This window comes from Methylovulum sp. (assembly GCF_028687615.1).
Taxonomy (GTDB): domain Bacteria; phylum Pseudomonadota; class Gammaproteobacteria; order Methylococcales; family Methylomonadaceae; genus Methylovulum.
In genome coordinates this window covers 22,639-36,947 of record NZ_JAQTZU010000021.1, presented here as the reverse complement: position 1 = coordinate 36,947, position 14,309 = coordinate 22,639, and the positions used below count along the sequence as shown (strand labels likewise).

21 protein-coding genes are annotated in these 14,309 nt (G+C 51.1%); 3 read left to right on the top strand and 18 right to left on the bottom strand.

The features are described 5' to 3' along the window. Nucleotides 1-18 precede the first annotated feature (18 nt). Nucleotides 19-279, top strand: a complete 261-nt coding sequence (locus tag PHH59_RS12890) for a hypothetical protein (RefSeq protein WP_300016765.1) — start codon at nucleotides 19-21, stop codon at nucleotides 277-279. After that, nucleotides 269-664, top strand: a complete 396-nt coding sequence (locus tag PHH59_RS12885; protein ID WP_300016762.1) for a type II toxin-antitoxin system VapC family toxin — start codon at nucleotides 269-271, stop codon at nucleotides 662-664. The genes PHH59_RS12890 and PHH59_RS12885 overlap by 11 nt, the downstream gene beginning before the upstream one ends. On the opposite strand, the gene PHH59_RS12880 is transcribed toward PHH59_RS12885, so the two are convergent. The 10 genes from PHH59_RS12880 to PHH59_RS12835 all read right to left on the bottom strand — a co-directional run bounded on the left by PHH59_RS12880 (nucleotide 661) and on the right by PHH59_RS12835 (nucleotide 5,568). Next, the gene (locus PHH59_RS12880) at nucleotides 661-1,062 is read right to left on the bottom strand and encodes a PIN domain-containing protein (RefSeq protein ID WP_300016759.1); all 402 of its coding nucleotides are present in this window, start codon (nucleotides 1,060-1,062) and stop codon (nucleotides 661-663) included. The genes PHH59_RS12885 and PHH59_RS12880 overlap by 4 nt on opposite strands. Beyond that, on the bottom strand, nucleotides 1,059-1,307 hold the full coding sequence (locus PHH59_RS12875) for an AbrB/MazE/SpoVT family DNA-binding domain-containing protein (protein ID WP_300016756.1): 249 nt from the start codon (nucleotides 1,305-1,307) through the stop codon (nucleotides 1,059-1,061). Before PHH59_RS12875 ends, PHH59_RS12880 begins: the two co-directional genes overlap by 4 nt. Nucleotides 1,308-1,384: 77 nt before the next feature. After that, the gene (locus tag PHH59_RS12870) at nucleotides 1,385-1,861 is read right to left on the bottom strand and encodes an AsnC family transcriptional regulator (RefSeq protein ID WP_300016753.1); all 477 of its coding nucleotides are present in this window, start codon (nucleotides 1,859-1,861) and stop codon (nucleotides 1,385-1,387) included. Between the two features lies 1 nt (nucleotide 1,862). Further along, nucleotides 1,863-2,306: an AsnC family transcriptional regulator gene (locus tag PHH59_RS12865; protein ID WP_300016750.1), complete on the bottom strand. Its 444-nt coding sequence runs from the start codon at nucleotides 2,304-2,306 to the stop codon at nucleotides 1,863-1,865. Further along, nucleotides 2,299-2,799 carry an AsnC family protein gene (locus PHH59_RS12860; protein ID WP_300016746.1) on the bottom strand — a complete coding sequence of 167 codons (501 nt, stop codon included), beginning with the start codon at nucleotides 2,797-2,799 and terminating at the stop codon, nucleotides 2,299-2,301. The genes PHH59_RS12865 and PHH59_RS12860 overlap by 8 nt, the downstream gene beginning before the upstream one ends. Further along, nucleotides 2,792-3,250, bottom strand: coding sequence for an Lrp/AsnC family transcriptional regulator (locus tag PHH59_RS12855; RefSeq protein ID WP_300016743.1), 459 nt, complete (start codon nucleotides 3,248-3,250; stop codon nucleotides 2,792-2,794). The genes PHH59_RS12860 and PHH59_RS12855 overlap by 8 nt, the downstream gene beginning before the upstream one ends. Before the next feature lie 2 nt (nucleotides 3,251-3,252). Further along, nucleotides 3,253-4,416: a cytochrome D1 domain-containing protein gene (locus PHH59_RS12850; RefSeq protein WP_300016740.1), complete on the bottom strand. Its 1,164-nt coding sequence runs from the start codon at nucleotides 4,414-4,416 to the stop codon at nucleotides 3,253-3,255. Between the two features lie 177 nt (nucleotides 4,417-4,593). Next, entirely contained in the window at nucleotides 4,594-4,785 is a 192-nt protein-coding gene (locus PHH59_RS12845; RefSeq protein WP_300016737.1) for a type II toxin-antitoxin system HicB family antitoxin, read from the bottom strand. Between the two features lie 19 nt (nucleotides 4,786-4,804). Further along, the gene (locus tag PHH59_RS12840; RefSeq protein ID WP_300016734.1) at nucleotides 4,805-5,014 is read right to left on the bottom strand and encodes a type II toxin-antitoxin system HicA family toxin; all 210 of its coding nucleotides are present in this window, start codon (nucleotides 5,012-5,014) and stop codon (nucleotides 4,805-4,807) included. Nucleotides 5,015-5,181: 167 nt separating this feature from the next. After that, nucleotides 5,182-5,568 (bottom strand): helix-turn-helix transcriptional regulator, encoded by a 387-nt coding sequence (locus PHH59_RS12835; protein WP_300016731.1) that lies wholly within the window; start codon nucleotides 5,566-5,568, stop codon nucleotides 5,182-5,184. A gap of 193 nt (nucleotides 5,569-5,761) precedes the next feature. On the opposite strand from PHH59_RS12835, the gene PHH59_RS12830 reads away from it, so the two are divergent. Beyond that, on the top strand, nucleotides 5,762-6,247 hold the full coding sequence (locus tag PHH59_RS12830; RefSeq protein ID WP_300016728.1) for a hypothetical protein: 486 nt from the start codon (nucleotides 5,762-5,764) through the stop codon (nucleotides 6,245-6,247). A gap of 48 nt (nucleotides 6,248-6,295) precedes the next feature. On the opposite strand, the gene PHH59_RS12825 is transcribed toward PHH59_RS12830, so the two are convergent. From PHH59_RS12825 to PHH59_RS12790, 8 genes are all read right to left on the bottom strand, one after another. Further along, nucleotides 6,296-6,622: a cytochrome c gene (locus tag PHH59_RS12825; RefSeq protein WP_300016725.1), complete on the bottom strand. Its 327-nt coding sequence runs from the start codon at nucleotides 6,620-6,622 to the stop codon at nucleotides 6,296-6,298. Nucleotides 6,623-6,739: 117 nt separating this feature from the next. After that, nucleotides 6,740-7,048, bottom strand: coding sequence for a cytochrome c (locus PHH59_RS12820; protein ID WP_300016722.1), 309 nt, complete (start codon nucleotides 7,046-7,048; stop codon nucleotides 6,740-6,742). Further along, the gene (locus PHH59_RS12815) at nucleotides 7,045-8,595 is read right to left on the bottom strand and encodes a nitrite reductase (protein WP_300016840.1); all 1,551 of its coding nucleotides are present in this window, start codon (nucleotides 8,593-8,595) and stop codon (nucleotides 7,045-7,047) included. Before PHH59_RS12815 ends, PHH59_RS12820 begins: the two co-directional genes overlap by 4 nt. Nucleotides 8,596-8,901: 306 nt before the next feature. Beyond that, nucleotides 8,902-10,077, bottom strand: coding sequence for a bifunctional 3-hexulose-6-phosphate synthase/6-phospho-3-hexuloisomerase (hxlAB, locus tag PHH59_RS12810; protein ID WP_300016719.1), 1,176 nt, complete (start codon nucleotides 10,075-10,077; stop codon nucleotides 8,902-8,904). A 134-nt stretch (nucleotides 10,078-10,211) separates the two neighbouring features. Further along, nucleotides 10,212-11,045 (bottom strand): thymidylate synthase, encoded by an 834-nt coding sequence (gene thyA / locus PHH59_RS12805; RefSeq protein ID WP_300016716.1) that lies wholly within the window; start codon nucleotides 11,043-11,045, stop codon nucleotides 10,212-10,214. A 230-nt stretch (nucleotides 11,046-11,275) separates the two neighbouring features. Next, nucleotides 11,276-12,265 (bottom strand): hydrolase, encoded by a 990-nt coding sequence (locus tag PHH59_RS12800; RefSeq protein ID WP_300016713.1) that lies wholly within the window; start codon nucleotides 12,263-12,265, stop codon nucleotides 11,276-11,278. A 92-nt stretch (nucleotides 12,266-12,357) separates the two neighbouring features. After that, nucleotides 12,358-13,587 (bottom strand): S8 family serine peptidase, encoded by a 1,230-nt coding sequence (locus PHH59_RS12795; protein ID WP_300016710.1) that lies wholly within the window; start codon nucleotides 13,585-13,587, stop codon nucleotides 12,358-12,360. Beyond that, complete coding sequence (locus PHH59_RS12790) at nucleotides 13,584-14,279, bottom strand: zf-HC2 domain-containing protein (protein ID WP_300016707.1); 696 nt, start codon at nucleotides 14,277-14,279, stop codon at nucleotides 13,584-13,586. The genes PHH59_RS12795 and PHH59_RS12790 overlap by 4 nt, the downstream gene beginning before the upstream one ends. Between the last annotated feature and the right edge of the window lie 30 nt (nucleotides 14,280-14,309).

Here is a 14,309-nt window from a genome sequence, read left to right as displayed (position 1 = left end):
AATAACTATTTTTTAGCCATGCAATTGACGACATCGCAATTACAATCCAAACACAAGGCTCTGGTGGAGGCGCTCAAGCGCGGTGAGAAAGTTGAAATAACCTATCATGGGCGCATTTTAGGCGTTGTCCATCCTGCAACACCGGCCAGCATTGACACTAAAGCCCAAGCAGCGGCAATGGCGGATTTTTTTGGGATGCACCGTGATGCTCCCATTGACACTGTTGAAGATGAATTGCGGGGCATCCGTTCTAATCGCCGGGGGTTGCGTGATCTTTGACACCAATATTTTCATTTATGCAGACCGGGGCGTAGCGTCCGCCAGAGATTTGCTCATGGGCACGCCGCAACGTGCCATTTCTGCCGTAACCTATATGGAATATGTGCCGTTTTGCCGCAACAAACAGGATCTGGCCATTTTTGAAAACATGCTCAAAGCCTTGTCTGTCACCATCCACGAAATCGACGCGGACATTTCCTACCAAGCCCGCCAACTGGTCAAACAATACGCCCTCAGCCATAGCATGGAAATGGGCGATGCTTTGATTGCCGCTACGGCATTGGCAAAAGACGAGGTGCTGTGTACCAGCAACATCAAACATTTTGTTATGGTGAACGGCCTGACGCTGGAACACTATAAGCCAGAAATTAAGGCGGCTCCCTAAAGCCCAAATCGCTCAAAATGCTTAAATTTCGCCGCCTTTTTATCAAACGTGTAAATTCCATTACAATCCGCAGATATTGCCGAATAAGAGATTAACAAATCAGCCAGATCAAAGTTGCTGTCCCGGCCTGAAGCGATAAGGCCTTGGATGACCGAAGGCTTTTCAAACCTTAGCACAGGCATCAGCAACAATTCCCCCAACGCGGCTAAGATGGCGGCATCGGCTATGCCATAAGCCGATTGCAACACCCAAATAGTTTCCAGCACAACCAACAAAGGCACAAACAAAACGTCTTGTTTTGCTTCGGTTTGTTTAAAAAGCTGGTAAACCCGTTGGGCTTGTTGCTCATCATCTTTGAGCAGAAAACGGATTAAAACGTTGATGTCCAACGCCATCATTTGCAATCGTCCTGCATTTTTTGCCGGATTGCCGCGTCCATTTGTCCGACCGACACGGGTTTTCTGTTTGCCTGAAAGAGCAAGCCAAAAACATCATCCACTTTTTTTGTGATCGGGCGTAGCAACACTTCGTTTTTGTCGGTCATGACAAATTCAATTTTGTCGCCGAAATGCAAGCCTAAGGCATCCCTGACTTTTTTCGGGATGGTGATTTGGCCTTTGCTGGTGAGCGTCGTTTGCTGCATGACAATTCCTTACTTTTTTATCTGGGTAAGGCGTAATAGTAAGGATTAATCCTTGGTAGGTCAATGTCGGTGCATTCTTATGCGCCGCTGCTACGAAACCCCGTCTTCTTCAATATCTTCGTGCTATACAACACATCCCTGCCGCGACAATACTCACCCAACACCTCCGCAATCTGCATGATTTGCCCATCCGCCTCTGCTTGCGTTTTCCCATGCACCATCGCAAACAAGTTGTAAGGCCAATCGGGTTTGTGCCGTGGGCGGTGGTAGCAATGGCTGACAAACGGCAATTGCCCGACGTGTTGGCCTAGCTTGTCAATCTGTTCGTCCGGCACATCCCAGACGGTCATGCCGTTAAAGCGGTAGCCGAGTTGGTAATGGTTAGGCACGGCGCCGATGCGGCGGATAATGCCGCTGGTTTGCATCGCCGCCATGCGCTGCATCACTTCCTCTTTGCTTAAGCCTAATTGTTCGGCTAGGGTTTGATAGGGTTCGGGCGTGAGCGGCAAGCCAGCTTGGGTGGCGTGCATGATGCGGCGGTCGGTGTCGTCCATGTCAGGCTTCCAATCTCAAGTTGACAAAATATTCTTTTAGCTTAGGCATGTTGTACACGATCAAGCCAGTTTGCCGTGCAATCGCGTCGATGGTTTGCTGTTGTTGCTCCGGCGTTTCCGTCGCCAGCACAAACCACATGTTCAATTCATGGCTGCGGGCATAGTTGTGGGCGACTTCGGGGAAAGCGTTGATGATTTCGGTGACTTCTTCAAAGCGTTCGGCGGGGATTTTGACGGCGGCTAAGGTCAACGCGCCACCCATTTGTTCCGCGTTGTACAGCGGCCCGAAACGGGTCAACGTGCCATTTGCCAATAAGGCTTGCAGACGCGCCAATAACTCGCTTTCGCTGATACCTAAAGATTCGGCTACTTGGCGGTAAGGCGCATCACAAATCGGGAAGCCGACTTGTAAGGTATTGACAATATTGCGGTCAATGTCATCCATGCGCCGCCACCGTGAGTTGCTGGGCTTGATACACCGCCCCGCGCTGCTTAAAACAGCGGCGGCTAAACAAAATCTGCCGCCCGTAACGCGCCAAGCTGCACACATCGTTAAGCTGCTCCAATTGCGCCAGCACCGTAGTGCGGTCTTTGCCGTGAATCATGCAGTACAGGTTATAAGGCCATTCCGGTTGTCTGGGGCGTTGGTAACACAGATTCACAAAACTGAAACGGCTGATGGTCGCGCCCAATTCCTTAATCAATTCATCAGGCACATCCCAGACCACCATCGCATTGGCGCGGTAGCCTAGCGGGCGGTGTTTGACGATGACGCCTAGCCGCTTAATCAAGCCTTGGGCTTTCAATGCCGCCACACGGTTGATGATTTCCGCCTCGTCCATGCCCAATTCCATACCGATTTGTGCGTAGGGACGCGGACATAAAGGCAAGCCCGCCGACACTTGCGCCAATACCGCCAAATCGCGTGCTTCAAGCATGTTGCCAATCCAGTTTAAAGCCTAAATCAATGAAAAAATCATCCACCAACGGCAGTTGCAATGCGGCATAGCCCGTTTGTTGCTCAATACGTCCGATAACGGCCTGCAATTGCTGGGCGGAGGCGGCGACGGCGACAAACCACAAATTAAAACGATGTTCACGTTCATAATTGTGGTTCACCTCTGGAAAGGCACTGATTTGGTCGGCGACGGTTTGCAGTTCGGCTTCCGGCACAGCCATTGCCACCAACATGCTCGCGCCGATTTGGTTGGGCGGGATCACCGCGCCAATGCGGCTGATGAATTGTTGCCCGGTCAATTCCGCCAACGCCGCCAGCACGTCGGTTTCCGTTGCGCCCAGCGTGTCGGCAATATCACGGTAAGGCGTGGGCGACAACGGGAAATCACGTTGGAAATCGTTTAACAACTGTTTATGCAAATCCGTCAGCATGGTTAAAATCCGATTTTGTGCGCCCGTGAGCTGAAAAAAATCCCGTTTGGATGTTGGGCGGGCAATCGTGCGGCTTCTTGCAGTGTTGCGGTGTCATAGACCACCACTTGGTTGTCATCGCGCAAGGCCACCCAAACCTGTTCGCCGCGCGGGGTAAATTCCATGTGCAACACGGCTTTACCGGGCGTGAGCGTGTTCGTGACCGCTAAGTCTTTCACATCAATGACTTGCAACTGGTTATTGTCGGGCATAGCAAAATTCACCCACACTTGCCGGGCATCAGGCCGCGCCATGACAAACACGGGTTGCCCGGCTACGGGAATGGCTTTTAACAGCGTCCAATCGCGTTTGTTGATGACCAACACCTCATGCTTGCCAATGGCGGGCGCGAACAACAAATCCCCCGCCATCGCCCAGCTTTCCAAGTGCGGCATTTTGTACACGGGCAGTTTGTCGTCATCTTTGCCGTAAGTCGGCAAGATGCGCTTCACGCCAGCGGCGGTATCCCACAAATCCAACAAGGCCAAGCCACTTTCACCAAACAATCCGGCGATATAAAAACGACCTTCCGGTGACATCAGCGCGTCATACGGCTCTTTGCCGATGTTCTTGAATTTTTCGATGGCGGGATGCTTGGTATCGCGCATGTCCAGTGTCCAAATTTCTCCGGCATCGAACAGGCTGAACACAAACTTTTGCTCCGGCGCATCGACCAAACCGACCACTTTGGCCCGTTTGCCGGGCGCGTAGTCGGCGGGAATGTCGGCGACCAATTCCAATGTATCAGAGGCAAACACTTTCACGCCGCCGGGTTCGTAATTCGATACGGCGATGAGCTTGCCGTCCTGGGAAATCGCTCCGCCGATGCTGTTACCCGCTTGCACGATGCGCCCCACGAGTTGGTCTTGCAGCAAGTCGATTTTGCTCAAGCCGCCATCACGCCCAAAAACGTAGGCATAGCGTTGGTCACGCGAAAAAACGACAGAGGCGTGCGACAAATCACCCAAGCCTTTGATTTCGGCGAGCTGCGTATGTGTTGTCGTGTTGATTATCAAGGCCGCGCTGTCTTCGCGTTCAATGACCAAGCCTAAATCGCCCGTGGCACGGGGTTCGGCTTGGGCTGTAAGTGAGCAGAGCAGGGCTAAGGCGGGTAGTAATTTGTTCATGATCCTGGGTTTTTATTTTAATTATTCAAGCTGGGTTCGGTGCTCGTTCCCAAGCTCTAGCTTGGGAATGCAGGGCAGGAAGCTCTAGCTTCCTGTAATTCTCGAAGCTAGAGCTTCTGAGCCTTGGATTCCCAAGCGGGAGATTGGGAACCAGCGTATTAAGCAACTTTACGAGGTTTAGCTAAAGGCAATGGCCGCTCCCGCCCCATGCTGGCACAGGCTTGCAGCCAAGACAATAGCATCCTGCATTTCTTGTATCGCTTCCAATGGCGTGTTGCCCGCCGCACTACATCCGGGCAAGTCAGGGGCTATACATAAATACGCCTCGTCTTCTTCGCTCCAAAACGTTTCAATCAGATAGGTCTGCATATTTTTCCACCCTATCGAGTCATTGTTTTGCCTGATACGGCAGGATATAACCACCACGATTTTGAAAATTCAATAAAAGCGGCTCGTCCATTTTGCCAAAAGTCCGATGCGAGCCTTTGCCGCCCCGTAGTGTAAAACCCAACCATTCGGCTATCTTGCAAGCATCATCAAAACGCACGGCTTTGGGGTTATTGCGTAGCGATGCTAATAATTTTTCTTGTTTGGCCATGAGGTAAAGGCTGGAACGGGTTTGTAACCCGTTTCGTAATGTTTTTGGTTGCTATGAGTAAATTGAAACGTTAAGCCCCGACCCGCTCAAGTAGGGTACGCTGTGCGTACCTTTTGCATCACCATCGTTGTAACCGATGAAGGTACGCACAGCGTACCCTACCTGGCTCATTCTTGCTTACCTTTGGTTAAGGTAATTATTTCTTTGAGATAAGCAATTTCTTTCAGTTGTTGCTCAATGATGAGTTGCTGTTTTTGTAATTCAAATTGGGTTTCTTTGGCATCGCCCGTGTAATGGTTGCCAGCATTGCTGACAGGATTGTTGTCACCAATTGAAAACGCACAGTTCACTATCCTTTCCCCGTAATTGAACAGTTCCAATAAATCCATTCCAAAAATCTGGGCAATTTGTTCCAGCCTAGACATTTGTACGTCGGTATCACCACGCTCGATGTTGGCATAACCATTGAGGGACAAACCCAGTTTTTCAGCCATATCTTCTTGAGACAGTTCCCGCAATTGCCGTACAAAGCGAATTTTTTCGTTAATTTTCATAGTTGCACACTCATACTGTGGAAATGCCTAGTTTGGCTTGGTGGTTTTTTGCCATTTTTAACACCAGAATCAACTGATGATTTTTGTTTGCCCTTGTTTAAAGCCGGGCTTACGGGAATCATCTTAAGCCTATCGACTAACCTGTTGATAGGATGAGCAATACTGTTATCAATTACTTATTTTAAGGATTTTTATGTTCAAAAAATTGTTAATACCTGTTTTATGTGTTGCGTCTTTGTTTGCAGCGTCTGAAGCGTTTGCTACAGATAAAGCGATCAAAGCGGTTTCAGGAGAGGCCGAATGCTATGGATATTTTGGTGCAAGTCAAGATTCGTCCGTTGTATTCCGCAATTTTGATCCGACCCATTCCATCTCCATCACCAAAATACGGGTGTACAGGAATAATGGCTCGTTAATGGCATCATACTCGCCTTCCGGTTATCCCGCAGGCTTCCAAGAACCCATGAAACCTTTTGCGGCAAACACGCTTAATACACGAGACATATTGACAGATACTTCATTGGGTCGCTTGACGTTTAGGATTAATTTCAAGACCACCGACGGAATTGCGGCAATAACGCCTTGGATTGCATCTGCATTGAACACCTATTCTTCGGATACAAAACAAAATCTTGATGCACAAGCGACATTTGATTGCGTCTATACTATTCTCAAATAAACGGTAACCAAGTTGTTTTGCAGATCGGGTTGCGATAGCGTGACCCGATCACTCAATTTCTGACTTCCCGCCCCGCAAAACCCCAACCAACCAAACCACCTCTTCCCGCTTCATAAACGGCTTCCAGGGCGGCATAGCCGTGCCTTTCCGGCCTTCCAAAATCGTTGTCACCAATAATCCGTCCGGTTTTCCGGCGAGGTTTTCCGGCAATAACGCTGGCCCCATTCCGCCTTTTAAGGTGAGGCCATGACAAGCTCCGCAATCGTTTTTAAGCAGGTTGCGGAGTTCGGTTTGTCTTGCGGGTAGTGGTTCTGCCCAGCCATTTTGTAACAAGCCAGTTGCAACTAAGCATCCTAAGAGTAGTGATTGTTTCATCGTCAATATTGAGTAAGACAATTGTGTAGGGCGCAATAGCGTTAGCGTATTGCACCGGATGAGGCTTCAAATTCGGCGCAATGCCCGTTGGTTATTGCGCCCTACTTTGTGCTGTTGTTACGGTTTCAACTTGGCGTAATACGCCGCGACATTGGCAATATCGTCATCCGTCAATGAACCGGCAATGGCGTTCATAATGTCGGATTTACGGGTTTTGTCGCGGTATTGCTTGAGCGCGGTTTTCAGGTAATCAGCATCGCGTCCAGCTAACGTCGGGAACACCGAATCGTTGGACGGGGTGCGGATGCCGTGGCATTGTGAACACACTGCCGCCGCCCGTGCTTGTCCGGCGTAGATGCTGGTGGCGTGGGCGGTGTGTGCCGATAATGCCAATGGCAGCCCTGCTAAAAATAGCCAGCGGTTCATTTTTTTGCTCCTGGCAAGCCACCGTCACGCGCCGCCAGATCATCAGGCGACAGGCCACGGGTCATGTAGCGGACACGACCGTGCGAGAAAATTCCCGCCGGGCTTTCCATGCCGACCGAAGCGACTTTTTCCAAACTGGTGGAATCGTATACAACCACTTCATCGCCGTTGTAGCCCGCGCTGACGTACAAGAATTTACCGTCCGCGCTGTATTCCGGGAAGTAAGCGTGACCGCCAACATCCAAGGTTTTGACGACTTCCAAGGATTTTTTGTCGATCAACTGGATAGTGCGGGCGCGGCGGTCTTTGCTGATGATGTCCACGGCGACGTATGGCGCGTTGGCGTGGGCTGCTGGCGATTCGGTGCCGCCAGCGACAGGCACTTGTTTGACGACTTCCATTTTGTCCAAGTCCCAAACGCTGACCACGGTTTTGTCGCAATCGCCAAAGTTGGTGCCAAAACCTAACGTACGCCCATCCACGACCACCGCTGAACCACCGCCCACATGTGGCACACAGCCCGCTTCGAGTTTTTTGATGATTTTGCGCTCTTTCAAGTCGATGGCGGCGACGATGCTGTCATCGTAAGAGGCGATCATCAGTTTTTGCCCGCCGTGCGTCAGGAACGCATCATGCAAATGGCGGCCCACGTCGGTGATGCGGGTGACGGGAAAGCCTTCAGTCAAATCCACCACCCAAACTTGTCCGGCGTTTTCCAAGGCGATGGCGAAAATGTCGGCGAACGGTGTGCCAATAATCATGCCGGAATCGGACGAGACTTGTTTGCCGTCCGGGTCTATGCCTTCGAGTTCAAAAGTTTTTAACGGCTCTAAGGTGTCGGCGTTCAAAATCACAGCGTTGTGCGGTACGAAGGAGCCCGCCATAATGTATTTGCCGTCACGCGATACGCCCATGCCGGGGCCATTCCAGCCCGTTTTGATGCTACGCACGGCTTGCATGGAATACAAATCGACTTTGAAAATTTCTGCCGTGTCGGTTTTGACGTAAGCCCAACGGGGGTTGGCAGGGTTGTAGTCAATAATGTGCGCGGCAGTGCCGGTGGGGATTTCGCCGATTTTTTGGTGGGTTTTACTGTTGATGAACACGGCCCGTGAGCCGTCACCGCGTCCGTATTTGCCGCGAGCCGCCACGCCGATCACGTCATCCATATTGTCGATGGCAAACGTCGGTTTTTCCGGCAGTTTGCTTTCGTCGCTGACGTAGATTTTTAGCGATTTTTTCATATCGTCTATCGTCCACGCCGGATTGGGCAATTTCGGCGCGGTTTGCAAATGCTTGATGACCCCGCGAATCTCGTCGTCGGTCAATTTGCCGTAGAACGGAGGCATCAAGGTGTCGAAGCTGCCCGCCATGACTATCGTGCGCAATGCGGTCGGGCTGCGGCCTTTGAGGGTATCGGCATTGAGCGCGGGAGCCAGATAGCCGCCGTGGTCGGAACCGTGGCAACTGGCGCAGTTGTTTTCGTATAGTTTATGGGGGGATGGCTTGGCATCTTCGTTTGCAGGTACGTTTAACGGCAACAGCATGGCGGTCAATCCGGCAAGCATCGCTAAATAAGGGGGTGTTGTTATTGTTTTCATCGTCACAAGCTCCAGTTTGTTTCGGGGCAATACTATATAATTTTTACCCGAAGCTCAAGTATCATGATGCGTTAATCGGTTATTTGGCAAAAATCAGTGGGGGTTAGCAGGCAGGCCATTTAAAAAATCTAAAGGGCTAAATCCAGGGGGCAAAACACAAAGGGCAAGAAATTTACGGAGTTACCCCTTCGTGAAAACTTCTTGCCCTTCTTAATTGGCTGTACGGCTTATTGAAATAAGCGTGGTAGCCGTTTATTCGAGATTCGCGTGACGGTAGCGCATTTCTTCTTCGGCAATGCCTTTTTCGTGGATCAGATGCGAGATATAAGATTCCAGGAAGAACAAAGTGGACAGTTCAAATATGGTTCCCATCGGCATGCCTTGGACTTTGCCGTATTGTTCTGGCGCACCCATTTGGAACACGTCGTCCGCCATGTCGCCAATGGTAGAGCCCGCTTTGGCGGTGATCAGCAAAATATCGGCGCGGAGTTCGACGGCGCGTTTGGTGAACGCGATCAATTGCTCGGTTTCGCCGGAGCCGGAGATGATGATCAGCAAATCGCCGCGTTTGATACTGGGCGTGACGATTTCACCGACGACGCTGACGGTGTAACCGCTGTGCATCAGGCGCATGGCGAAAAATTTGGCAATCAGGCCGGAACGGCCCGCGCCGGACAGGAAAATGCGCTTGGCCTTGTCCAGGATACGGGTGAGCCTGAACGCATTGGCTTGGTCGGTCGCATTTAGGATGTCGCCGATTTTGTTGGTGATCATTTGTTGATGGGTGGATTTGCCATCGGCAATGTCGCGGATGTGCTGCGCGGCCTCGGCAGGGGATGACGCGCCATAAATCGCCGCGCCGACGACGATAATGTCCGCACCGGCTTCAACGACTTGTTTGACGGTGGCTTGTTTGATGCCGCCAGCGACGGAAACGCGCACTTTCAGGCCCAATCCGGCAATTGCTTGCAAATCTTCAAACGGGGTTTGTCCGGCGGCTTGCGCGTCCAGGCCAGTGTGTACGCCGATGATGTTTGCGCCCAATTCTGCGGCGGCCTTGGCACAGGCGAGTTTGTCGGGGACGTTGATCAGGTCGATTTGCGCTTCGGCACGATGGGCTTTGGCGGCGTTGATGACGCCGGCGATAGTCGCCATGCCGGACACGCCCAGCACGGTGCAAATATCGGCACCGGCGGCATAAAACGGCGTGGCTTCGTATTCGCCCGCGTCCATCGTTTTCAGGTCAACCAAAATCAGTTTGTCGGGGAATTTAGCGCGTAGGGCTTTCACCAGTTCCACGCCGTTGTGTTTGATGCAGGGCGTGCCGATTTCAAAAATGTCGATATACGGCGCGGTTTGTTCGGCAAGGCTGAGGGTCTGGTCAAAATCCAGCGAATCCAATGCCAATTGTATTAAAGGTCTAGCCATGATTGTCACTCCTCTTTAAATTATAATTATCAAACAACCGGTGTCCACTGAGTCAGAATGGTTGTGGGCGAACTCTAAAACAGGGACGTATAGATGTCAATTTTCAGTATTTTCTTTTGTTTGGTTCAGTGCCGCTATATCGAAATCTTGGCTTTGATCGTGTCGTGCGCTTGGTATCCGCTGATTTCAAAAGCATCGAAATCATAGTCGAACAAGGAGTTGGGTTGGCGTTTTAAGCTTAATTGCGGCAAAGGAAACGGACTCCGTGTCAATTGTAGCCGCGCTTGTTCCAGATGGTTCAGATACAAATGCACGTCGCCGCCAGTCCAAACCAACTCACCGACTTGCAAACCCGTTTGTTGCGCGACTATATGCGTCAATAGCGCGTAACTGGCAATGTTAAACGGCAAGCCCAAAAAAGTGTCGCAACTGCGCTGGTAAAGCTGGCATGACAAGGTGCCATCCGCGACATAAAACTGAAACAAGGCATGGCAAGGGGCTAAGGCCATTTTGCCTTGCGCCACGTTGGCTTGCGGACTGATCCTCTCATCCGGCAAATCCGCCACATTCCAAGCCGACACAATGATACGGCGGCTGTCGGGCGTTTCTTTCAGTTGCGTGATGACTTGGCTGATTTGGTCGATGGACCCACCCGTCGGCGTCGGCCAGGAACGCCATTGCTTACCGTAAACCGGGCCTAAATCGCCTTGTCCATCCGCCCATCCGTTCCAGATGCTGACGTTTTTATCCCGTAAATAAGCGATATTGGTATCGCCTTGCAGGAACCACAGCAATTCATGGATGATCGACTTGATGTGGATTTTTTTGGTGGTCACCAACGGAAAGCCTTCTTGCAGGTTAAAACGTAACTGATGCCCAAATAGTGACAGCGTACCCGTGCCAGTCCGGTCAGCTTTGTGATGGCCTTCGGCGATGATTTTAGTTAGTAAGTCCAGGTATGGTTTCATGTGGTTTGTTCTTTTTCCTATCAAGCCCGCTGTTTTTTAAACTCTTGCCCAGAATACGTTGATTCAAGTTCCAAGTGCAATATTTTAAGAATCTGCCCAACAGCCCTTGATCCGCTGTAATGGCGAACAACTGTTCACCTTTGAAATAACACCAATTCCAATCAGGCGACCAATTGATGACATCATCCAACTATTTCTTTTTGTAATTTTGTTTTAGTTGAAAGAAAGCATCACAAATAATGCCCCAAAAACTCAGGAATCCGCTGTTCCAACCAGTAATACGGCTTAAAAAACTTTTGACGGGCGACAAAACCGACATGTCCGCCACCACAGGTGACTTCCAGTTGCACATGGGCGGACAATTCATCCACCGCAGGCAGCACCGCCGAAGTCATAAACGGGTCATCATCGGCCTGGATGACTAGCGTGGGAACCGTGATGTGTTTTAAAAATTGCCGTGAGCTGGAGCGTTGGTAATAATCATGGACATCCTTAAAACCATGCAAACCGGCAACCACGACATCATCATATTGCCAGAACGAGCTGATTTTGGAACAATCGCCTAATCGCCTGATTTTTTCCGCTTCGGCCTGGTGGCCGTTACGCTCCAAATGCGCTTGTTTCAAACGCATGTACGTCTTAAGCCTCTTCAATAAGTTAGCGCGGTAGATTTTGGAAAAACCGTTATCCAGTTTGCTGGCGCACAGGTTAAGCACCAAGGGTACGGACACGGCAACCGCCGCCGCCAAGTCCACGCGACCGCCCTGTTCACCCAACCATTTCAGCAAGACATTGCCGCCTAGGGAAAAACCAACTGCGGCACACTGTGTGCCGGGTTCGCGCTGGCGCAAGCTTTCATAGACGAATTGAATATCTTCGGTTTCACCGGAATGGTAACAACGGGCTTTATTATTCGATTCGCCGCTACAACCGCGAAAATTCATCACCACACTGCGCCAACCCCGACGCAAAAACTCCACTTGCAGGCCTTTGATGTAACCGGAACCGGAACTGCCCGTCAAACCATGCAGCAAAATCACCCGTGGCCCAGCCCCTGTTCCGCAATGGTCTAAGTCTAAAAAATCACCGTCAGGGGTGCTTATCCGTTCGCGCCATAAGTGCGGGACTTTGGGCGTCCTGCGTAATAAGGCCGGATACAGGGTTTGGAAATGGCGGTTGCGTAACCACCAGGCGGGTTTGAATGGGGTTTTATTCAGCATCGAAGCATTGTGGTTAATGGCTATGTCCCAAATTGTGCCTTAAAACCGGTTGATAAGAAATAACTTGGTTTATCAAAATCTCTAGCCAGCGTTTATGGACAAGCCACCTTCGCACCTAAAGCCAGCAAAGCCCGGCAAGCATCAATGACTTTTGCGCCACCTAATGCACTGGCTTGGCTGGTCGCTTGTAAAACGCCTTGAATTTGCCCAGGTTTAAGCTGGGGTTGGTATTGCAGCAATAACGCCACCGTGCCACTGACATGGGCTGCCGCCATAGAACTGCCGGACAGAAAATCATAACCCTCCCTTGGCGTGGTGGTCAGGATTTCAATGCCTGGTGCTATCAAGGGATGGCGGTTTGCCGCCCAAGAAGGTAGCGTAGTTTTTCCATCGGGACCGGAGGCAAGGACGGGGACAATAAAATCCAAAATGGCGGGAAATCCGGGTTCACCACCCTCTGTAGCGGCGGCTATCAAAACAATATGCCGTTGATGGGCGGCTTCTAGCAGTTGTTGGAGCAATTTGTCGGCGGGGCCGCTGAGGCTGAGATTAATGATGCGGCTGCCTGAAGTGATCGCCGCATCCAGGGCTTTTGCCAGCGTCCAGCTACTGCATAAGGCTTTATCATCAGAATGTAGGATGTACCAACACGCTTTGTACTGGGCGATATCGGCTTCGGGGGCGATGCCGTAAATGCCCAGGCCATCATTGGCGCGGGCGGCAATGATGCCCGCCACCGCCGTACCGTGAAGGTCTTCGCTAAATGACTCTTCGCCCCCTTCGACAAAATTGCGGATCTGTCCGATTCGCCCTTTCAAATCAGGATGGTTCTTGTCCGCGCCCGTGTCGATGATGGTGATTGCCACGCCTTTACCCGTGCTAATCTTGTGGGCGGCATCGGCATGGATGGTTTGCGGGCCATAAGACAAACCTGCATAGGCATCGCTTTCCCCGCCTTGTAATCCGGCAAACACTTGGTTGGCCTGCACCAGTTGTATCCGTTTGTCCGCACCCAAACGATGGATCAACTCGTCAACAGCAAGGGTTTCGGGCACACGGTAAACGAGGCAATTGACACGGATGGACGTCAGCGGAAACTCGCCTGTCCATTGCAGGGCGTATTTTTTTCGCAGTTCATAATCAATCGCCAGCCAATGCCTTCGGTTATTTTCCGACAAGGTGACGATAATTTGCTTAGGCTGCAACTGCTTGGGGGTATTGGCGAGACTATTTGTGCCTAAAGGCAACATCCCGCATCCCGTGCTTGCCAATAACCAAACCAGCGTCAGGATTAGCCGGTAGCCACGGCATTTTGGGTTCACGGATGCACAGGCTCGGCGAGTTTGACCTTAGAATGTTTTCTCAATGTGGCGATTGCCAGAGCCGTAGCATCAGGATTGCCCACCGTCGCCAATTCGACGGTATAAACCCCCAGCTTTGACGGGCCATCGACTAGCCGCGCGTTTACTGAAACCAGCAACAGACGCAAATCACCAATCATTATATCGTCGGCAAAAACGATGTGGACGCGAGGCAGTCCGGCAACAGTGGGCGCGTGGGCATCCGACAAGGTTTGAAATACCGTTTGCCCGGAGGTTTGTTGGTCAAGCCGTGGCAACACCACAAACAAAACCAAGGCCGCCAACACGATGGTTTCCAACGCCAATGCCCAGACTAGCGGTTTGGCCTGGGCTTGCAACCAATCGGCGCATTGCCCAAGAAACGAGGGCTTTTTTACCACGGCAACGTTTCTAATCACTCCATTTTCTTCAGCATCAAGGGCGGACAAAATTTGTCCAAAATGGGCTGGAGAAGGCTGCCAATCCGGTGTTTCAGTATTGTTTGAAATTACGCTGCTAAGTTGTTGATATTGCTCAAGCTCAACACGGCATTTCGGACAATCGGCTAAATGCCCCGCCACCCATTCTTGCTCTTTAGATCCCAGCGTACCGTTTACATACCAAGGCAGCAATTCGGCGACTATGCCATGTCCATCGTCAGCTTTTCTGTTCATCAATGCGGACTCTTCCAAATTTTGGGGAAA